Source organism: Glutamicibacter uratoxydans (genome assembly GCF_006539925.1).
Classification (GTDB): domain Bacteria; phylum Actinomycetota; class Actinomycetes; order Actinomycetales; family Micrococcaceae; genus Glutamicibacter; species Glutamicibacter uratoxydans.
The window spans coordinates 65,695-86,011 of record NZ_BJNY01000006.1 but is presented as its reverse complement, the minus strand read 5'-3'; the positions used below and the strand labels follow the sequence as shown (position 1 = coordinate 86,011).

Sequence of the window (20,317 nt, the reverse complement as noted above, 5' to 3'; positions counted from 1 at the left end):
TGGTGCCGCTAGCCGTGCAGCGGGTCAACTTCCAGCGGGTCCGGCCCGTGGCCCACATAGCGGTAGAGCCGCGGAGGGCGGTGCTTGCCACCCGCCAGGTATTCGTCGGTGGCCTCGATGCTGGCTGTCGAGTTCAACGTGCGCCTGAAGTTCGCCGGATCCAGCCGGCGCCCCAGGATCGCTTCATACACCCCTCGCAGCGCGGCCAAGGTGAAGCGCTCGCCGAGCAGGCGGTGGGCGATCTGCCCGTATTCGGTCTTGTTGCGCAGCCGCCACAGCGCATAGTCCACGATCTTGCGGTGGTCGAAGGCCAGCTGCGCGATGGCTGGGTCGTCGATGTCGAACCAGGCGACGTTCGGGTCCTGCACCGTGGCGCCCACCTGGTCGACGTGCAGCAGCGCGAAGTAGGCGATGGTGACCAATCGGTGCGTTGGCGAGCGGTCGATGTCGCCGAAAGTGTAGAGCTGTTCTAGGTAGTTCGGCCGCAGTCCGGTGGTCCCTGCCAGGGTTCGCCCGGCAGCCTGGCCCAGGGATTCCCGGGCGTCCACCGGTCCGCCTGGCAGCGCCCACATGCCGGCGTGCGGTTGGCGAATGCGGCGCACCAGCGGCAGGCACAGCTTGTCGGGGCCTCCTTCGACCCCAGGCCGGATGCCGAGGATCACCGTGGACACAGCCAGGGCGGGCGGCAGGTTGCGCCGCTCGTCGACGTTAGCCCAGCTGGGTACCGATGTCATCTATTCCAACTCGCTTCTTGACAACAAAATCTTCACGGCGAATCCGCGTTAGAGTCATTTTGACATTAACTAGGGGCCGACGCCACCACAACAAGGCATGAATACCCGATTTGGCCTATGATCAAAGGCATGACCCTCGATCTTAATCATCGCGTAATCCGCACTAACACCGAGGTGAGCGGGCCATCCGTACTGCTCATTCACGGCTTCGCCTCATCTGGCGAACTTAACTGGGAACGGGCCCGCTGGACGACGTATTTGACCGACCACGGCCGCAATGTCATCCTCATCGATCTTCCTGGCCACGGAGAAAACCCATTCCGCAATGACGGCAGCTGGGCTCCGAGCCAGATTCGCCAGGCGCTGGCAGCCATCGTCATGGAACTCGACGAGGGTCCGGTAGATGTCTTGGGCTACTCGCTGGGCTCGCGCCTGGCTTGGGAATTCGCCGCATGGAACCCTGATCTGGTCAACCACCTTGTCATGGGTGGCCCGGGCGCCAACGACCTGCTGGCAGGTTTCGCGATCGAACAGGCCCGCGACCACATCGCCACCGGTGCAGCAATTAACGATGAGCACTCGGAGTCGATCTTCAAGATTGCCTCGGCTGAGCCGTCGAATGATCCAGAAGCGCTCTTCCGCCTCATCGAGGGCATCAAGACCGAACCTTTCGACCCTGCAGCCAAGGTGCCGACTTCCTCGACCCTGCTTGTCGCCGGCGACCAGGACGACCTGGCCACCACCATGCCGCAGCTGCGCCGCCTGCTCAAGGACGCGGGGACCCGCAACGAGGTCCTCTGGCTCGCTGGCCGCAACCATGCGAACGCGGTGACCAGCCGCGAGTTCAAGGAAAAGGCTATTCAGTTCCTGGCTTCGTAGCCGCCAGCATTTTCAGCCGCCAAAAAGCGGTGGGAGTCCCAGATCGAAAAGACCGACGTGCTCCCACCGCGGCCCTGGCTGCAGGTTCAAGTTACAGCTGGAGAATCTCCGCTTTCGTCGAAAGCTATAACTTCTTTTCAAATCTCATCACTGGATGCCACGAAACTTCAGGGCCGAAATCAACGATCCCGCGTTCCTTATAGCCATTGTTCTCGTAAAAACGCCTCAAGGTGTGGTTCGAGGCAACACAGTCGAGCTTGGCCCAGGTCTTTTCCTGCGAGCGAATCTTTTCCTCTGCGATATTCAGCAGCTTCTGGCCGATGCCTTGACCAGACAGCGAACGGTCAACCATAAGCCCGTGAATATAGGTTGAGTCAGGATGGTCATCAGGCCAAACTAGTTCGTCTCGTTGGCTCAGCCGGAATGCAATCAGTACATCGCGTGAGTCCGGGCCAATCCACCATTCACACATATCAATCTGTTCGGAAACTTGTGCAGCAGTCAGCTCTCCGGGAGACCACTGCTCGATGCCCCGCTCCTGTTGCCACAGCGCGAGAGAGTCCCTGAGCCGAACGATTTCTGATGCGGCTGCGCCATCTGCCAATCGAAGCGTAAATGTGCGTTCCATATGGGGAAGTATTCCATTGACGAGGCTTCAAACAGTCGAAGCTGGTGGTACACCCGCTAAACATCAGGCGGAATCCGAGCCTCAGCCCATCATCCCATGGGCATTTCGATCAGCCTGGTGTCCCCACACCAGCACGCTGAACGACGAGGTCGGATTCCGCCTGACAAAAACTAAGAGTCGATGATCCAAGAATCATGACGCAGAATTCGAAAACTTTTTTGCGCACCTACAGCGGCGCGTACATCAGCAAGGTGAGATCGGGTGCCTCAGCCGGGGTGAGATTGTGCTGCTCGTATCTTGTCAGTCCCTTTTTCGGGTGGTTGAACAGCCGCTCACGCGTGCTGAATCCCGCGACGTCCAACTGCTGCCAGATTTCGGCAAACTCCGAGGAAGCAGCAGACACCCGGGCGACGATGCCGCTCTCCCCCGCCGGGTTAAGCCACCCGCGGGTTTCGGCGCGAAAACTGCCGACAAAGCTGCGGCTCTGCTCTTCCCAGTCCGGCAGCATCTTTCGCAGCTGGGCATCGGTAAAGACCAACCACAGCAAATTTCTATCCTCTTCACTCACCGAATCAATCCGCGGGTACAGCTGCGAATAGGCATCGTTCCAGCCGATGATCGACCAGTCCTCGGAGAGCAGGAATGCTGGGAACCCCAGTGCGTCAACCAGCCGCTGCAGTGCAGGGGTCATGGAACTTGAAGTTGTGGGCGCCAATTCGCCATGCCCGCCTAAGGACAAAAGATACGTGCTTTCCACCGGCGAAAGCCTGAAGAGCCGTGCCAAGGACTCAAGAACCTGCCGCGACGGATTGATATCCCTGGCCTGCTCAAGCCACGTATACCAGGTGACCGAGACTCCGGCCAGAGTGGCGACTTCTTCGCGGCGCAGGCCGGTGACGCGGCTGCGTCCTACTTCGGGCAGCCCGTGGGCCGCCCGGTCGGCACGAGACCGCCGGTCCTTGAGAAAAGCGGCTAATTCCTTGCGGCGTCCCATTCCAGCATCCATTCGCCACCTCCTCTTTTCATGGTAGTACCAGTAATAGTATTGACACCGTCTTCAGTGGAATACCAAAGATGTGATCTGATTAACCCATGACCACACTTCGTTCACATACCGTTACCCATGGCCGCAACATGGCAGGCGCTCGCGCCCTGTTCCGTGCAGCCGGCGTCAACGGCGCAGACCTCGGCCGCAAGCCGATCATCGCCGTCGCCAACAGCTTCACCGAGTTCGTTCCAGGCCACACCCACCTACAGCCGGTTGGCCGCATCGTCTCTGACGCTATTACCGAAGCTGGCGGTATCCCACGCGAGTTCAACACCATCGCGGTGGACGACGGCATCGCCATGGGCCACGGCGGCATGCTCTACTCCCTGCCATCGCGCGACCTGATCGCCGACTCGGTGGAGTACATGGTCAACGCACACTGCGCCGACGCCTTGATCTGCATCTCCAACTGCGACAAGATCACCCCGGGCATGCTCATGGCTGCCCTGCGCTTGAACATCCCGACCGTCTTCGTCTCCGGCGGCCCGATGGAATCCGGACGCACGACCTTGGTTGACGGCACCGTCCGCACCCTTGACCTCGTTGACGCCATCTCCGAGGCAGTGAACGAGAACGTCTCCGACGCAGACATCCTGCGCATCGAAGAATCAGCCTGCCCAACCTGCGGCTCCTGCTCCGGCATGTTCACCGCCAACTCGATGAACTGCCTGACCGAGGCCATCGGCCTGTCCCTGCCGGGCAACGGCTCCACTCTGGCAACCCACACCGCCCGCAAGGCGCTGTACGAGGACGCCGGCAAGCTGGTCGTGGACATCGCCAACCGCTACTACGGCGAATCCGATGAATCGGTGCTGCCGCGCAGCATCGCCACCGAGAAGGCCTTCGGCAACGCCATGGCCCTGGACATCGCAATGGGCGGTTCCACCAACACCATCCTGCACCTGCTGGCAGCCGCCCGCGAGGCCGGCGTGGAGTTCGGCCTGGATGAGATCGATGCAGTCTCTCGCCGCGTTCCCTGCCTGTCCAAGGTGGCACCGAACTCCGCAGGCAACGGCAAGACCTACTACATGGAAGACGTGCACCGCGCTGGCGGCGTTCCAGCCATCCTCGGCGAGCTGCGCCGCGGCGGCCTGCTGGATGAATCGGTCCACACCGTCCACGCCAAGACCATGGGCGAATGGCTCGATGAGTGGGACATCCGCAGCGGCAAGGCCAGCGAGAAGTCTTCCGACCTGTGGCATGCAGGTCCGGCAGGCGTGCGCTCCTCCAAGGCCTTTTCGCAGTCGGTCCGCTGGGAAACCCTGGACACCGACGCTGAGAACGGCTGCATCCGCTCCGTCGAGCACGCCTACTCCGCCGACGGCGGCCTGGCAGTGCTGCGCGGCAACATCGCAGTGGACGGCGCAGTGGTGAAAACTGCTGGCGTCGACCCATCGATCTGGACTTTCAGCGGCCCAGCCGTGGTCTGTGAGTCGCAGGACGAGGCAGTTGAGAAGATCCTGAACAAGCAGGTCAAGGCCGGCGACGTCGTGGTCATTCGCTACGAAGGACCGAAGGGCGGTCCTGGCATGCAGGAGATGCTCTACCCAACCTCGTTCCTCAAGGGCCGCGGCCTGGGCAAGGAATGTGCACTGATCACCGACGGCCGTTTCTCCGGCGGTACCTCGGGTCTGTCCATCGGCCACATTTCCCCTGAGGCTGCCTCCGGCGGCATCATCGCCCTCGTGGAAGACGGAGACATCGTCTCCATCGACATCCCCACCCGCGATCTGACCCTGAATGTCTCCGAGGAAGTTCTGGCAGAACGCCGCGAACGCCTGCTGGCCACCACCGGCTACCGTCCTGCAAACCGCGAGCGCGTGGTCTCCCCTGCGCTGCGGGCCTACGCAGCCATGGCCCTGTCCGCAGACAAGGGCGCCGTCCGCGATGTAGAACGCGTGGAGCGCGCCATGCGCGAGGCAGACGAGCGTGAGGCACAGGCCGCCAAGGCCTAGCCACCAGCCACAGCACTTCGGCCCCCGGAATCACTGATTATTGACGTGATCCCGGGGGCCGAATGCCGTTTTTCGGAGAAAAGCATTGGTCAGTCAATGCTTTTCTTCCGCACCAGATGCTTCAAGAGTTAAATGCTTTTCGCGACGCCTTGCCGATGATTCGCGCGGCGACCTTTCCTTGGGCTGGTGTCAGCTCATGCGGTCCGCGCGTACGCTTGATCCGCACATGCTTCCGGTTCTTCAGTTGAACCCTATTGGTATTGCCGCGGATGATAAAGAAGTCAAAAATCCCGTTGACGAACACCGCCGGGATGTCGAGGCTGCATGCCTGCCGGTAGCTGTCGAACTGCATGATCGTATTCTCAAGGCTCTTGCGGTAGGCAGGCCAAGTTTCCTCGGTAATTTCCATGCCCTTGACAAACGGAACGTATTCCTCGGCCAGCTGCCCGCCTGCCTGAATTGCTTCGGGAGAACGCTGCACCAGCTCGAACAATGAAAAGTACAGCCCCTCGGATCGCAGCAGACTGCGTATTTTTCCGCCACGCGGGGCCCGCCGGTACAAGGGTGCACCGAAGAGCACGAGCTTGCTCACCAGTTCGGGATGTCTAGTAACCAGATCCAGGGCAATATTGCAGCCCATTGAATGTCCGGCAACCACGATGTCTTTAAGGCCCAACGACTCCAGCGTCGCAGCGATCGCATCGCTGTGGTCCTCCAAGGTGTATTGGACATCCGGCTTGGGCGCATCGCCAAAACCCAGCAGATCTACTGCGATCACGCGCTGCCGCGAATAGTCCAGGTGTTCAAGGACGAATTCCCAACTGCAGTGATTGTTCCCCAAACCATGCAGCAACAGGACCGGAGTACCGGTACCTCGATCAATCTTCACCGGCAAGACATGCTTCGACATAGTGATCACAGAATAACAAAAGAAGCACGTGACAGCCGGATAGACGCCACGTTCACCTCCCTGCGCAGCCCCGATTCCAGAAACCTGCTCAAGGCAGAATTCGGCTAATAAACAGCCGAGAATATTGTTTGCGAGTTGGCTCTTGACATCGCCTGGGATAACGAGCAAACTAATCGTATACGATTTGATGTACGACGAAAGTGGGCAGATCACCGATGAGCACTCCGATTCCGGTCACCGAAGAAACCTTCAGCCAGGCAGGCAAGGTTTTGGCCGTACACCTGAGCTACTCTTCACGCGCCGCGCAGCGCGGCCGCACCCCACAGTTCCCGAGCTACTTCATGAAAGCATCATCCTCCCTGGCAGTCTCCGGTTCAACCGTTGAGCGCCCGGCAGGCACCGAGCTTCTGGCCTTCGAAGGCGAGATCGCGCTGATCATCGGCACCGAAGCCCGCCGCGTCTCGGTCGAGGATGCATGGAGCTATGTCGGCTCGATCACCGCTTCCAACGACCTTGGCGTGCACGACATGAAGTACGCGGACAAGGGTTCGAACATCCGCTCCAAGTCCGGCGACGGCTACACCCCGATGGGCCCAGCAGCACTGGATGCCTCCACCATCGACCCTTCCAAGCTGCGCGTGCAGACCTGGGTCAACGGCCAGATCGCCCAGGACGCAGACACCTCCGAACTGCTCTTCTCCTTCGCGCAGATCATCGCAGACCTCTCCCAGCAGATGACCTTGTACCCAGGCGACGTCATCCTCACCGGCACCCCGGCCGGCTCCACCGTGTTCTTCCCGGGCGACGTCGTCGAGGTTGAAGTCACCGACCTGATCTCCGGCGCCACCACCGGCAAGCTGAAGACCACCGCGGTTCAGGGCACCGAGGAATTCGCAGCCTTCGGCAACCAGCCAAAGGTCTTGGAGAAGGACAAGGAAGATGCCTACGGCGACCGCGCAGCGGCAGGCCTTGAGCCAAAGCTGACCGGCAAGGACGCGCTGACCGCAGAGGTCCGAGAACAACTGGCGGCAGTAGCCACCGCTACCCTGTCCGGCACCATGCGCAAGCTGGGCCTGAACAACGTGAACATCGAAGTACCGGGCGCCACCAAGGGCATGCAGCGCGTGATCGGCACCGCCGCCACCCTGCGCTACATCCCGAACCGCGAGGACCTGTTCAAGTCCCACGGCGGCGGCTACAACGTCCAGAAGCAGGCCATCGACGCCGTCAAGGAGGGCGAGATCCTGGTCATGGAGGCCCGCGGCGAAACCGGCGCCGCCACCCTGGGCGACATCCTGGCCCTGCGCACCCAGCAGCTGGGCGCCGCGGCCATCATCTCCGACGGCGGCGTGCGCGACCTGGACGCAGTGTCCAACCTCGACATCCCGGTCTTCTACAACGGCGCGCACCCTGCAGTTCTGGGACGCAAACACGTGGCCTGGGACCGCGACATCACCGTGGCCTGCGGCGGCGTTTCCGTGCAGCCGGGCGATGTGATCGTGGCAGACTCCGACGGCATCGTCGTCATCCCGCCGGCCATGGTGGCCCAGGTGGCTGCGGCCGCCCTCGCCACCGAGGAGAACGACGAATTCATCTTCGAAATGGTCAAGCGCGGACACGGCATCGAAGGCCTGTTCCCAATGAACGCCGAGTGGAAGGCCAAGTTCACCGCTTGGAAGGAAGCCGGCAAGCCGGAACTGGACTCATGGCAGCTGTAATGAGCCCGTCGAAATCCGAGGCCGCCTACCAGCTGGTCTCCGAGCGCATCACCAATGGCGCGTACTCCCCGGGCTACCGCCTGGTGCTGGGCACCATCGCCGCAGAGCTTGGCTGCTCGGTGGTTCCGGTGCGCGAGGCGATCCGCCGGCTGGAAGCCGAGGGGCTGGTGCACTTCACCCGCAATGTGGGCGCCACCGTCGCCCATGTGGATTCGACGCTGTACCTGCACACCATGCAGACGCTGATGATCATCGAACCTGCGGCCACTGCCCTGGCCGCCGATGCGATGGACGCGGCCTGGCTGGCCCAGGCGCGGGAGCTGAACGACAAGATGCGCCAGTGCCTTGAGGATTTCGATCCGGTGGCATTCACCCGGATGAACACCGAGTTCCACCAGCTGCTCTACGGACAGTGCCCCAACCCGCACATCCTGGATCTGGTGCAGCGCGGCTGGCGCAGGCTCGCCGCCATGCGCGCCAGCTCCTTCACCCACATTCCGAACCGGGCCAAGGCCTCGGTTGCCGAACACGATGCGCTGCTGGACTTGATCGCGGGCCACGCCACCCCGGCCCAGATCGAAACCGCGGCACGTGAACACCGGGCCAACACCCTGAACGCCTACCTGCAGGCCGCCGGGATGCCGCCCAGCGTGATCTAACCCAAGCTCCACCCAAATTTGCACGACCAAACCTTCAGTACGAAAGGAAATGCCCGCTGATGAGCAAGCACTTCGTTCCAGAAAACCTGCCGGCCAAGATCCAGCACTACATCAACGGTGAATTCGTCGACTCCATCGGCGGCGAAACCTTCGAGGTGCTCGACCCGGTAACCAACACCGCGTACACCACCGCAGCCGCAGGCCAGAAGGCAGACATCGACGCCGCCGTCGCCGCCGCCACCGAGGCCTTCAAGAACGGCCCATGGCCCAAGATGAAGCCGCGCGAGCGCGCCAACGTGCTGTACAAGATCGCCGACGCCGTCGTCGCACAGCAGGACCGCCTGGCCGAGATGGAAACCTTTGACACCGGCCTGCCGATCACCCAGGCCAAGGGCCAGGCACAGCGCGCCGCTGAGAACTTCCGCTTCTTCGCCGATCTGATCGTCGCCCAGCACGACACCGCGCTGAAGGTCCCTGGCACCCAGCTGAACTACGTGAACCGCAAGCCAATCGGCGTTGCCGGCCTGATCACCCCATGGAACACCCCGTTCATGCTTGAATCCTGGAAGCTCGCACCTTCCATCGCTTCGGGCTGCACCGTGGTGCTCAAGCCAGCCGAGTTCACCCCGCTCTCCGCTTCCCTGTGGGCCACCATCTTCGAAGAAGCAGGCCTGCCAAAGGGCGTCTTCAACCTGGTCAACGGCATGGGCGAAGAAGCCGGCGACGCATTGGTCAAGCACCCGGGCGTTCCACTGATCTCCTTCACCGGCGAATCCTCCACCGGCCAGCTGATCTTCCGCAACTGCGCGGAGAACCTCAAGGGCATGTCCATGGAGCTGGGCGGCAAGTCCCCTGCCATCGTGTTCGACGATGCAGACTTCGACGCAGCCATCGACTCCACCCTGTTCGGCGTCTTCTCGCTGAACGGCGAGCGCTGCACCGCCGGCTCGCGCATCCTGGTCCAGCGCGGCATCTACGAGAAGTTCACCGAGGCCTACGCTGCCCGCGCCAAGAACATCAAGGTCGGCGATCCGCACGATCCAGCCACCCAGGTCGGCGCACTGGTCCACCCAGAGCACTACGACAAGGTCATGAGCTACGTGGAAATCGGCAAGTCCGAAGGTCGCCTGCTGGCCGGCGGCGGCCGCCCAGAGAACCTGCCGGAGGGCCAGGAAAACGGCTCCTACGTCGCCCCGACCGTGTTCGCCGACGTGGCACCGGATGCCCGCATCTTCCAGGAAGAGATCTTCGGCCCAGTCGTCGCCATCACCCCATTCGACACCGATGAGGAAGCACTTCAGCTGGCCAACAACACCAAGTACGGCCTAGCTGCCTACGTCTGGACCAACGACCTGAAGCGCGCACACAACTTCGCGCAGAACGTCGAGGCCGGCATGGTGTGGCTCAACTCCCACAACGTCCGCGACCTGCGTTCGCCATTCGGCGGCGTGAAGGCTTCGGGCCTGGGCCACGAGGGCGGCTACCGCTCGATCGACTTCTACACCGACCAGCAGGCAGTGCACATCACCCTCGGCGATGTCCACACCCCTAAGTTCGGCGCCTAACCACTAATTTTCTGCTTGCAAAGGAGCAAAGTCATGAGCAACGAAATCCCTAAGCCATCGGTTCCAGCACCGGATATCCTGCGCTGTGCCTACGCCGAACTGGTCGTCACCGACCTGGAGCGCTCGCGCAACTTCTACGTGGACGTCCTGGGCCTGCACGTGTCCTACGAAGATGAGAACCAGATCTACCTGCGTTCCTTCGAAGAGTTCATCCACCACAACCTGGTGCTGACCAAGGGCCCAGTCGCAGCGCTTAAGGCCATGGCATTCCGCGTCCGCTCCACCGCTGAGGTCGACGCAGCAGAGGCCTACTACAAGGAACTGGGCTGCCGCACCGAGCGCCGCAAGGAAGGCTTTGTGCGCGGCATCGGCGATTCGGTCCGCGTCGAGGATCCACTGGGCTTCCCATACGAGTTCTTCTTCGAGACCACCCACGTCGAGCGCCTGCACATGCGCTACGACCTGTACTCGGCCGGCGAGCTGGTCCGTCTGGACCACTTCAACCAGGTCACCCCGGACGTGCCACGCGGCCGCAAGTACCTCGAAGACCTGGGCTTCCGCGTCACCGAGGACATCCAGGATGACGAAGGCACCACCTACGCAGCATGGATGCACCGCAAGGGCACCGTCCACGACACCGCGCTGACCGGTGGCAACGGCCCACGCCTGCACCACGTTGCCTTCTCCACCCACGAGAAGCACAACATCATCCAGATCTGCGACAAGATGGGCGCACTGCGCATCTCGGACCGCATCGAGCGCGGCCCAGGCCGCCACGGTGTGTCCAACGCGTTCTACCTGTACATCCTGGATCCAGATGACCACCGCATCGAGATCTACACCCAGGATTACTACACCGGTGATCCGGACAACCCGACCATCACCTGGAACGTGCACGACAACCAGCGCCGCGACTGGTGGGGCAACCCTGTTGTGCCTTCGTGGTACACCGAGGCTTCCAAGGTTCTGGACCTGGACGGCAACGTCCAGGAAGTCATCGAGCGCACCGATGACTCCGAGCTTGAGGTCACCATCGGCGCCGACGGCTTCTCCTACACCCGTGCAGGCGACGAGGACGGCTCGTACCACGGTCAGGCTTCCAAGGGCTTCAAGCTGGGCAACCAGCTCTAAACCCTAGAGTCTTCCAGCTAGACCAAAAGCCCGGTGTGGCGGCAAAGTTTTTCCCTGAACTTCAGCCACCGCACCGGGCTTTCTAGCGCTTCAAAACACCAATCGATTGGCCAGCGAGATCAAAGATTTCCAACTGCCCATCATTGATTTCCGCAGAGCTCGCAGCGCCCAGCCACGTTTGCACACCTTGGCAATACATCAGCGTGCTTAGGATCGGGCCGAAGCTAATATGGCCTTCGTGAACTTCAAAAGTGCCTGAGATTCTATTGCATCCGTCGCTTCCAGCGGCCTGTCCGTTCGACGCCAGTTCCAGCCACGGTTCGCCATAATTGCCCTTTTGGCCCCAGAGTCCATAGATGTCATCCATAGGAACACAGTAGTTTGTCTGAGAAGGACTAAACACACAAGGGTGCTGATTCAAGCGGAGATAACCTCCACCGAACCAGCACCCATGTGAAGAGTCAGAGCCGCCCATCATTAATTGGCAGCAACCGACCTTCCCTCGCTACAGGGAACTGCAGCTCCATCAATTCGTACTGTTCCCTAGACTCCAACCACGCCCCTCGAATTGGAGGCGACGTCGACCCGTACTTCACCCCGGGATATGGGCGCACTTGGATACTGTGAGGACCGGAGGACTCAACCTCTTCGTCCCAACCTGGTGCTTCTTTGGCCAGATTGCATTGCTTACACCGCATCGCACTGTTCGCGGCATCCGTTGCGCCGCCCTTTGCTGCCTGCTGCACATGATCAGCTTCCTGAGCAAGATTGTTGCAATACGGAGTCCGGCAATAGCGGTCCCTCAGCTTGATCAAATTCCTCAATCCGCCGGTGAACAAGCGTTCCCGCGAGTCCATACCCACCAAATCCTGCTTATTGGGGCCTAAATACAGGCGTCGCAACTTAATGATCGCTTCTGAACGCGCCGCAAATACGGCGTTCTGTTCATCTGTGACCGAGCCTTGCTGCTCATGCAGTTGCTCGTATTCCATGATCAAGTTTTTTGCATACTCGGCAGGTATATCCCCATAGCCAGGCATGTAGGAAGTACCCGGTTTGCCCATGATGAGACTTTCATCTGTCATCACTAGACCGACATGAAGCGTTTCGGGCAAATAAGAACCATTTCCTGTGCTGGTGAAAGCTTCGATCAAAAAGTCAGCACGCAGCTGGCTACCAGATCGTTCATCACCATTTTTCTTGGCCTTGTTCACCATCTCTTCCAATGCAGCCTTGACGGACACTCCAGCCTCAGCTGGAACTTGGGCATTAATGCTCATTCCTGATTTCGTCTTCCGGAATCGAACATCCCTGCGTGCACGCTGCTTTGTCAGTTCTTCGCTCATGTCTACGTCGTGGCGGGTCATCATAAACTTTGCAGTGATGTCTTTGCATTCGTTGACGCTGGCTGCATCGAAAATGGCTGGGTTGTTCTTGTAAATCGTGTCGAAGGCCGTCCGGTCCTCAGCATTTCCCGCATGCAAGGGCGAAAGCAGAGCGAACAGCTGGTCGCCAGTTAGATCTCCGTCTTCCAGCCGATGCAAGGTGTAGGGCATTTCGGCAACCAAGTATGCGAGATTTTCGTAGAAGTTCATTGCCGAGTAAGGAGAGATGCGAAGGGCCATGCAGATTGCGTGGGCATCCCCACGCTTCACGTCTACGCGCAACTTCCCATTGGCATCCGCGTGAAGTACATAAAGCCTGTGTACGGCCCGAGCAATGAGGGAAAGATAGAAGCTCTGGAAGCGCCGGGAGAATTCCAATAATGAAACGGCAAGCTGGTCGCTGCCTTCAGTCAACGCAACCGCGAGGTGGTGAGCCAGCTGTTCATTGGCGCCAGGTAGTCCGTCGAAGAACTGAGACGCCTTGCGAAGTTCTTCGAGTGAAGCATTGTCTTCTCCACGCTGTTCGGACATACTCCTATTTTACGCCTTTCCGTACGAGTCATACAGTCATTGTGCAAATCTGTTCGAAAATACTTTCGAATTTAAGATTAGAAACCTGCGGCTTTGCGTCGGCGAGGTGGCCTAGCATGAGAATTAGATCAATCACCGGGAGGAACTGTGCCAACACCAGAAGTAGAACTGGCAAAATCCATTGCAACCGAGGCCCATGACGGCCAGGTGGACAAGCTTGGTGCCGCTTATATCGGCCACCCTGCACGAGTGGCGGGTCACGCGAATCGGCTGGGCGGAAGCGAACAAGCAGTGGCAACCGCTTGGCTGCACGACGTCATTGAAGATACTTCTATTACCGCGCTTGATCTACTCAAAAAGGGCATCAGCAACGAGGTGGTGTCCGCGGTAGAGCTCCTCAGCAAAATTCCCGGACAGAGCATGGAGGAATATTGCCAAGGCATACGCTCGAATCCTCTGGCACTGTTGGTCAAGGAAGCGGATCTGGCAGACAACACAGATCCTGCCCGCACTGCGCTGCTCGATGATGCAACCCGAGAACGACTTGCCGCGAAGTATGCAAAGACCCGCCGCTTGCTGGGCCTGGTCTAGAAATCTGCGTATGAGCTAGTCATCCCTTGACTTTGCACAACGTTGGGCAAGACTTGGGATATGAAGGCTGAAGATCACACAAAGTATTCAAACCGCACGCACGCAGGTTCCGTACTGGGCATGAATCTCGCCTTGTCGCTGCCGGCTGCGGACTATACCGTATTGGGACTTCTTCGCGGAGGCGTCCCAGTTGCGGCTCCGGTTGCTCAAAGCCTGGGTGCCGAACTTGGCGTCGTTGCGGTCAAAAAGCTCGGTGTGCCCAGTAACCCCGAGCTGGCCTTCGGCGCTATCGCCAGCTATCAACATGAACAGGCCAGCTACTTCAACCAAGAAATCAGGCGTCGCGCCATCTGCTACTTCGGCGAGGACGAGCTGGAGAGCCAGCGGCTCGGTGCCACCGCCGATCTCAGTGCTCAAGCGAAGTTCTTTGCTGACTACAATCCCGCGCTAGAGGGAAAGAACGTCATCATCTGCGACGACGGGATCGCCACTGGCGCCAGTATGTTCGCCGCCTTGCAGGTGGTGCGCGAACAGCATCCTCACCAGATCATTGTCGCCCTGCCAGTCGGACCCGAGCAGATGAGCACAGTGCTGCTTGGGTGGTGCGACCAGGCGTTCATCCTGCGCCAGCCGCAGAATTTCAACTACGTCGGCGCCTACTACGAAGACTTCTCCCAGGTGCACCGCGATCAGGTGGTGCGTGCTTTGGAACTTCGCAGCCAGTAGACGGTAAAGCTCACCACGGTGGCCACAAGTCCTGCTGCTCCGCCCAGCCAGCCCGCGATGACAAGTCCGACACCCCGAAGATCCAGTCCTCGGCCACCGGCAAATGCGGGGTCATAGGGCGGCGGAACCAGCCAGTTGGCCACGAGCGGCGCCAGGAACGCATAGACCAGGGCCAAGAAGGCCCCGGTTCCCAGATAGATCTTCAATGCCTCGCGGCGGCCCCGGCGATGCACTCCAAGTCCGGCGCCCACTGACACGAGCACCGGGGCGATAATGAGCACGAAGAAGAGCACAGCGGATACCCTCTCGTAGGTCATGGCCGCTCTCCCCCTAAACTTGAACCTATGACTGCAACGCTTGTCGCCAAGGATCTGACTGGCGGACATACCCACCGTACACTCTTCGCCAATCTGAACTTCACCGCCGCCCCCGGGGATGTCTACGGGGTGGTCGGCGCCAATGGGGCAGGCAAGAGCACCTTGCTGCGGCTGCTGGCCGGCGCAGATACGCCCCAGGGCGGCGGCGTGTCGACGGCGCCGGCCTCGGCGTTCATCGGCTGGATGCCGCAGGAGCACGAGCGCATCGCCGGTGAAACCATTGCCGGCTACATCGCCCGGCGCACCGGCTGCGCCGCTGCCACCGCCGCCATGGAAGCTACTGCCGAATCCCTGGGTACAGGCACTTCCGAAGCAGAGGACGCCTATGCGACCGCCTTTGACCATTGGATGGCATCGGGTGCTATGGACTTGGATGAACGGATCCCCGCGACCCTAGCCGACCTCGGGTTCACCCTGCCCGAGGATACCTTGATGACTGCGCTGTCCGGTGGACAGGTCGCCCGCGTCGCCCTGGCGAGCCTGCTGCTCTCCCGGTTCGACGTGGTGCTGCTCGACGAGCCGACCAACGATCTGGACCTGGACGGCCTGCAGCGCCTGGAGAAGTTCGTCGCTTCGCTGCGCTCCCCGGTGATTCTGGTGTCGCACGACCGCGAATTCCTGGCCCGCTGCACCACAGGCATCATCGAGCTGGATCTGGCGCAGAATCAGGTGGCAGTCTATGAAGGCGGCTACGATTCCTACCTGCAGGAACGCGAGGTCAACCGCACCCATGCCCGCGAGGCCTATGAGCAGTTCAAGGGGCAGAAGGCAGATCTCGAAGCCCGGGCCCGGACCCAGCGCGAATGGTCCTCCCAGGGCGTGCGCAATGCTATGCGCAAGGCTCCGGACAGCGACAAGCTCAAGCGCCGCGCCAACAGCGAATCGGCGACCAAGCAGGCGGCCAAGGTGCGCCAGATGGAATCGCGCATCGCCCGGCTGGAAGAGGTGGCCGAGCCGCGCAAGGAATGGGTACTGCAGTTCTCCATCGCCGCCGCCCCGCGCGGCTCATCGGTGATGTGCACGCTGAACGAAGCGGTGCTGAACCTGGGCAGCTTCACCTTCGGCCCGGTGTCCGTGCAGGTCAATGCAGGGGACCGCATCGGCATTGTCGGGCCCAACGGCGCCGGAAAGTCGACCCTGCTCGACCTGCTGCTCGGCCAGCTGCAGCCCGATTCGGGCAGCAGCACGCTGGGAACCTCGGTAGCCATCGGGCAGATCGACCAGGCCCGCAGCCAGCTGTCCGCCGAGCTCGATTTGGGCTCCGCCTTCGAAGCGGCGGTGCCCGAGTATTCCTCCTCCGAGGCCCGCACGCTGCTTGCCAAATTCGGCCTGAAGGCCGCGCAAACCGCCTCGCTGGTCAAGGACCTGTCCCCCGGCGAACGCACCCGCGCCTCCATGGCCCTGCTGCAGGCGCGCGGCGTGAACCTGCTGGTGCTCGACGAGCCGACCAACCATCTGGACCTGCCGGCCATCGAACAGCTGGAGCAGGCGCTCGAATCCTATGAGGGCGCGCTGCTGTTGGTCACGCACGACCGGAGGATGCTGGAGAACGTCAGGCTGGATGCCCGGTGGGAGGTCAACGCCGGCACGGTGCGCGTGCAGTATTCCTAGCCGGCTATTTGGAGCGCTGCAGGGTGCCGATGACCTGGTCCTTGGCATCCTTGACGGTGAGCGTGTCCTGCTGGAGCGTTGCCGTCGCCGCGCTGCCCAGCCACGAGTCCACGCCCTCGCAGTACATCTTGGTGCTCGCGATGGCGCCGAAGTCGGCCCCGTCCTTGGTCTTGGTCCACGTGCCGCTCAGGGAATTGCAGCCGTCATTTCCGGTCAGCGCGCCGTCGGCCCCGAGGTTCAGCCAGGGCTTGCCTGCCTCGTGGCTGCCCCAGGCGCCGCCCGGATCCGCCGCGGCGGTTTCAGCCGGCCGGTCCTGCGAACCGCAGGCGGCCAGGGCCAGCACCAGCGACGATGCCGCAAGGAGTGCAAAAAGTCGTTTCATGGCTCAAGCCTAGGCCAGCGCTTGGCTTGCGACCAGTGCTTTTCGCGGTTATTCGGCGGCGGGAGCGGACGGGTGGGCCTGCAGTTCGCTGCCGTGGCCGTGGCGCCAATCCACCACCGCGATCCACAGGGTGACCAGCACCAGCAGGATGATCGCGACGAAGGACAGCGTCATCGCCGTGGCGTAGCCGGCAAGATGGTTCATCCCGTAGAAGACCGCGGTGATCACTGCGATGCCGACCGCCGTGCCCACGCGCTGCGAGGTCTGCATCAGCCCTCCGGCGCTGCCCGAATTCTGCACCGGAACTTCCATCAGGGTCAGTGCCTGGTTCGGCGAGATGATGAAGCCCTGGGCCATGCCGATGAATGACAGCGAGAGCAGCAGCCACCAGATGCTCATCATGCCGCGGGCTTCGAGCTCCACCACGGCGATGGTTCCCAGCAGGCCGAACAGCGCGCTGAGCGTGCCGCCGATGACCAGCCGGCGCCCGGCGGTCATCACGAACTTGCCGGCAATGTGGGCCGAGAGCGCAGAGAACAGGGCCGCCGGCAGGGCGACCAGTCCGGCCTCCAGGGCGCTGAATCCACGGGCCTGCTGCACGTAGATCGCCACCAGCACCCAGACGCTGGACACGCCCATGAAGTACATGCCGGCAATCAGCGTGCCGTTGGTGAAGCTGGGAATCTTGAACAGCGCCAGCTCCACCATGGGCGCCCCGCCGCGCTGCTTATAGCGCTTTTCCCACACAACCCACAGGACCAGGCACGCCAGCGCCACCGCCAGCAGCGACCACAGCAGCGGGTTTTCGCGCCCCTGCACAAAGGGGAAGAGGAAGGCGAAAATGCCCACTGCCAGCAGGATCGTGCCCACCGGGTCCAGGTCCAGTTTGCCGGCCGGCATGGTGAACAGCGGCTTGGGCAGCCAGAAGAAGGCGATGAGCACCGCAATCAGGCCGATGGGCACGTTGACCAGGAAGGTGGCGCGCCATCCGGCGTCGGCTCCCAGCCAGTCGATGAGCAGGCCGCCCATGACCGGGCCGATCGCCACGGAGAAGCCGACGATGGTGCCCAAGAACCCATAAGCCCGACCGCGGGCGGCGCCGCGGAAGTGCTGCTGGATCAGGCCCATGACCTGGGGGTTGAGCAGGCCGGAGCCAATGCCCATGACAAAGCGCGCGATGTTCAGCTGCATCGGGTCGCTGGCAAGACCCGCCAGTACCGAGGCGCCGGTGAAGATCACCACGCCGGCGATGAACATCATGCCGCGGCCCAGCAGGTCCCCTGCGCGCCCGGCCGCCACCAGCACCACGCCGAAGGTCAGCGCATAGCCTGCCAGTACCCACTGCATGTCTGCTTCGCTGGCATTCAGCGAGGACTGGATGGATGGCAGCACCACGTTCACGATGCTCACCGAAACCAGCGACATGAACATCACCGCCAGCAGCACGCCCAGCAGCTTGTTGCGGGCGGCGCCGGAGAGTTGTTCCGGGTCTCCAGCCGCCGCGGCAGACGCGGAGGCCGGCGGCGGGAAGTTCTTCGATGACTGCGGCTTCGTTGACATGGACGACCTTAGAACGGCGGTGACGTGGGAGAGCCCGGCTGCCAACGGCGCAGCAAGCCCCACCTGGTACAGCAACCGCCGCCCGCGGGATATTCCCGCACCCGGCTATCGCGGGTATCAGCCCTTGGGCATTGCTCAGGCGAGCATCCCGCGCACTGCAAGGATGCGCAGCTCGATCAGCTCCTCGAAGAGCTCGTCGCTGTTCTGTTCGGGCAGCGTCAGCGCTTGGCGCGAAAGCGGAGCCTGGATCTGCGGGTAGCGGTCCAGCCACTGCTCGGGCACCGCCCGGGAGACGTAGGTGCGGCCGATCGCCGGATTGCGGTCGAAGTAGTAGTCCACCTGCAGCACGAACCCGAAGACCTCGCGCTCCAGCGAGCGGGTCAGCGCCAGCGCCTGCTGCAGGCTCAAGCCGACCTTGGTGTAGAAGTCCAGCAGGCGTTCCATCAGCTCGGTGCGCCGCGGTCCGCTGTCCACCTGGACCGAGTCTTCCACTGGTACCAATGAAGCCAGCGGGTAGGCCCGGTAGGCCTTGCGCGACTCGTGGTAGATCTCGCGCAGCGATCGCTCCCAATGCTGCGGGTCCAATTCGATGAACGGGCTCTGGGCGACGAACAGCTCGATGACCATGTTCACGACCTCGCGCCGGTCGGCCACGTAGTTGTACAAGGCCCTGGGCGTGGCATCCACGGCGGCCGCCAGCCGGTGCATGGTCAGCGCCGCGTAGCCTTCGGCCCCGGCGATCTCCAAGGCGGCCGCGGCAATGCGCTCCCTGCTCAGCGGCGCGAAGGCCGAATCCTTGCGCGGCCGGCCGCGCCCCCGCTTTACCGGCGGATTCTCCTCGCCAGGCTCCCCAACAGCCGGTTGTTCACTCATGGCAGGAGCATATCCGCGCACCTGCACTTAAGCCAGATCAGGCGCAAAGTGTTTAGAGCAGCGCCAGAAGGTTACGCGCCCGCTCATGCCACATGCCCGCCGCCAAGGCGAGATGCCCGACGGCAAAGGACATGGCCCCTGCCAGCCACGGCCACACCAGCGGCGCCTGGTACATGCTTGGCAGCGAGGCGGCGCAGCCGGCCGCCATGACCAGCAGCCCGGCGGCGATCAGCGCGATGTTCGCCCAACGCCACCTCATCGGCAGCAGCAGCGCCAAGATCCCGAGCACGCAGGCCGGCGCAAGGACCAGCCATGGTTCGCCGGCAAATCCCTGCAGTCCCTGCCAGGTGGCCGCCGCCACCGAGGCGAGCAGCCCCAGCGCGGCGGCGACCAGCCAGCCGGGCCCCGGGCGGGCCATGGAACCGCGCATCATCAGCAGCGGGGTGAAGACCTGGGCCCAGAGCAGCACCGCCAGCGGGATCAGGAACGCGCCCAGCGAATTGAACCCCAGAACGGCCGCAGCGCTGGTGGCCAGGGCGCCGAGCAATGCGGCGATGAACCCGGCCGCGCCGCGCAGCACCAGCGGGAGCAGGCTGAAGACCACGGGGATCATGGCAATCAGCAGGATGTAGGAGCCAATGACCTGCTCAAGCTCGGAGGCCGAGCCCAGCCAAGAACCCTCGGCCAAGCCGATGGGGCGTTCAGGCAGCAGCGTCATGGACCCGGGGCTGAAAATGATCATGGCCGCGGTGAGCAGCGACAGGGCGAAGATCGGCCAGGCCAGGATGCGGGTGAGGAACTGCCGGCCGCTGCTGACCTTCAGCTCCTGCGGTTCGGTGCGGCTGAATCCCGCCGCCACCGCCTGCGGCTCTCCCATCAGCCGCAGCAGATCTGCCTTGCGCCGGCCCTTGCCGGGAAGGTTCAGGATCTGCGCCCGGGTCTGTTCAAGGACCGCGGCGCGCTCTTCCTCGGTGAGGAAGCTCAGCTCGCGGCGCAGCTGCTCAAGATAGTTCCGGGCGGCTCGGGGCAGAAAGGACTTCATGCCTTTCAGCTT

At 62.2% G+C, this 20,317-nt stretch carries 20 protein-coding genes; 9 read left to right on the top strand and 11 right to left on the bottom strand.

Annotated features, from left to right (window positions below; genetic code table 11):
- Positions 1–8: 8 nt before the first annotated feature.
- Positions 9–734, bottom strand: coding sequence for an NUDIX hydrolase (locus AUR04nite_RS06085; protein ID WP_141363008.1), 726 nt, complete (start codon positions 732–734; stop codon positions 9–11).
- Positions 735–863: 129 nt separating this feature from the next.
- On the opposite strand from AUR04nite_RS06085, the gene AUR04nite_RS06080 reads away from it, so the two are divergent.
- Entirely contained in the window at positions 864–1,613 is a 750-nt protein-coding gene (locus AUR04nite_RS06080; protein WP_218024639.1) for an alpha/beta fold hydrolase, read from the top strand.
- Positions 1,614–1,737: 124 nt separating this feature from the next.
- Here the strand turns inward: AUR04nite_RS06080 and AUR04nite_RS06075 are convergent, their stop codons facing one another.
- Positions 1,738–2,241 (bottom strand): GNAT family N-acetyltransferase, encoded by a 504-nt coding sequence (locus tag AUR04nite_RS06075; RefSeq protein ID WP_141363005.1) that lies wholly within the window; start codon positions 2,239–2,241, stop codon positions 1,738–1,740.
- Positions 2,242–2,467: 226 nt separating this feature from the next.
- Positions 2,468–3,247, bottom strand: a complete 780-nt coding sequence (locus AUR04nite_RS06070; protein WP_141363003.1) for a helix-turn-helix transcriptional regulator — start codon at positions 3,245–3,247, stop codon at positions 2,468–2,470.
- An 86-nt stretch (positions 3,248–3,333) separates the two neighbouring features.
- On the opposite strand from AUR04nite_RS06070, the gene ilvD reads away from it, so the two are divergent.
- The gene (gene ilvD / locus AUR04nite_RS06065) at positions 3,334–5,244 is read left to right on the top strand and encodes a dihydroxy-acid dehydratase (protein WP_141363001.1); all 1,911 of its coding nucleotides are present in this window, start codon (positions 3,334–3,336) and stop codon (positions 5,242–5,244) included.
- Between the two features lie 121 nt (positions 5,245–5,365).
- Here the strand turns inward: ilvD and AUR04nite_RS06060 are convergent, their stop codons facing one another.
- Positions 5,366–6,322 (bottom strand): alpha/beta fold hydrolase, encoded by a 957-nt coding sequence (locus AUR04nite_RS06060; protein WP_141362999.1) that lies wholly within the window; start codon positions 6,320–6,322, stop codon positions 5,366–5,368.
- A 47-nt stretch (positions 6,323–6,369) separates the two neighbouring features.
- On the opposite strand from AUR04nite_RS06060, the gene AUR04nite_RS06055 reads away from it, so the two are divergent.
- From AUR04nite_RS06055 to hpaD, 4 genes are read left to right on the top strand one after another with little or no spacing between them, the layout of a single operon-like run.
- Positions 6,370–7,872, top strand: a complete 1,503-nt coding sequence (locus tag AUR04nite_RS06055; protein ID WP_141362997.1) for a fumarylacetoacetate hydrolase family protein — start codon at positions 6,370–6,372, stop codon at positions 7,870–7,872.
- Complete coding sequence (locus AUR04nite_RS06050; RefSeq protein WP_141362995.1) at positions 7,872–8,531, top strand: GntR family transcriptional regulator; 660 nt, start codon at positions 7,872–7,874, stop codon at positions 8,529–8,531. Before AUR04nite_RS06055 ends, AUR04nite_RS06050 begins: the two co-directional genes overlap by 1 nt.
- Before the next feature lie 59 nt (positions 8,532–8,590).
- The gene (gene hpaE, locus AUR04nite_RS06045; RefSeq protein ID WP_141362993.1) at positions 8,591–10,096 is read left to right on the top strand and encodes a 5-carboxymethyl-2-hydroxymuconate semialdehyde dehydrogenase; all 1,506 of its coding nucleotides are present in this window, start codon (positions 8,591–8,593) and stop codon (positions 10,094–10,096) included.
- Between the two features lie 33 nt (positions 10,097–10,129).
- Complete coding sequence (gene hpaD, locus AUR04nite_RS06040) at positions 10,130–11,227, top strand: 3,4-dihydroxyphenylacetate 2,3-dioxygenase (RefSeq protein WP_141362991.1); 1,098 nt, start codon at positions 10,130–10,132, stop codon at positions 11,225–11,227.
- Positions 11,228–11,309: 82 nt separating this feature from the next.
- On the opposite strand, the gene AUR04nite_RS06035 is transcribed toward hpaD, so the two are convergent.
- Entirely contained in the window at positions 11,310–11,594 is a 285-nt protein-coding gene (locus tag AUR04nite_RS06035) for an META domain-containing protein (protein ID WP_170184108.1), read from the bottom strand.
- Between the two features lie 94 nt (positions 11,595–11,688).
- Entirely contained in the window at positions 11,689–13,143 is a 1,455-nt protein-coding gene (locus AUR04nite_RS06030) for an HNH endonuclease (RefSeq protein WP_141362987.1), read from the bottom strand.
- A gap of 147 nt (positions 13,144–13,290) precedes the next feature.
- Between AUR04nite_RS06030 and AUR04nite_RS06025 the strand changes: the two genes are divergently transcribed.
- Both AUR04nite_RS06025 and AUR04nite_RS06020 read left to right on the top strand, forming a co-directional pair.
- Positions 13,291–13,734, top strand: a complete 444-nt coding sequence (locus AUR04nite_RS06025) for an HD domain-containing protein (protein ID WP_141362985.1) — start codon at positions 13,291–13,293, stop codon at positions 13,732–13,734.
- 60 nt (positions 13,735–13,794) lie between these two features.
- Entirely contained in the window at positions 13,795–14,460 is a 666-nt protein-coding gene (locus tag AUR04nite_RS06020) for a phosphoribosyltransferase (RefSeq protein WP_141362983.1), read from the top strand.
- Here AUR04nite_RS06020 and AUR04nite_RS06015 read toward each other — a convergent pair.
- Positions 14,424–14,777, bottom strand: a complete 354-nt coding sequence (locus tag AUR04nite_RS06015; protein ID WP_141362981.1) for a hypothetical protein — start codon at positions 14,775–14,777, stop codon at positions 14,424–14,426. The genes AUR04nite_RS06020 and AUR04nite_RS06015 overlap by 37 nt on opposite strands.
- 27 nt (positions 14,778–14,804) lie before the next feature.
- Between AUR04nite_RS06015 and AUR04nite_RS06010 the strand changes: the two genes are divergently transcribed.
- Positions 14,805–16,448, top strand: a complete 1,644-nt coding sequence (locus AUR04nite_RS06010) for an ABC-F family ATP-binding cassette domain-containing protein (protein WP_141362979.1) — start codon at positions 14,805–14,807, stop codon at positions 16,446–16,448.
- A 4-nt stretch (positions 16,449–16,452) separates the two neighbouring features.
- Here AUR04nite_RS06010 and AUR04nite_RS06005 read toward each other — a convergent pair whose 3' ends face one another.
- From AUR04nite_RS06005 to AUR04nite_RS05990, 4 genes are all read right to left on the bottom strand, one after another.
- Positions 16,453–16,830 carry an META domain-containing protein gene (locus tag AUR04nite_RS06005; protein WP_141362977.1) on the bottom strand — a complete coding sequence of 126 codons (378 nt, stop codon included), beginning with the start codon at positions 16,828–16,830 and terminating at the stop codon, positions 16,453–16,455.
- Positions 16,831–16,878: 48 nt separating this feature from the next.
- On the bottom strand, positions 16,879–18,390 hold the full coding sequence (locus AUR04nite_RS06000; RefSeq protein WP_141362975.1) for an MFS transporter: 1,512 nt from the start codon (positions 18,388–18,390) through the stop codon (positions 16,879–16,881).
- A 135-nt stretch (positions 18,391–18,525) separates the two neighbouring features.
- On the bottom strand, positions 18,526–19,263 hold the full coding sequence (locus tag AUR04nite_RS05995) for a TetR/AcrR family transcriptional regulator C-terminal domain-containing protein (protein WP_141362973.1): 738 nt from the start codon (positions 19,261–19,263) through the stop codon (positions 18,526–18,528).
- Between the two features lie 52 nt (positions 19,264–19,315).
- A complete protein-coding gene (locus AUR04nite_RS05990) occupies positions 19,316–20,305 on the bottom strand; it encodes an HAAS signaling domain-containing protein (RefSeq protein WP_141362971.1) in 990 nt (329 codons plus the stop codon).
- Positions 20,306–20,317 lie beyond the last annotated feature (12 nt).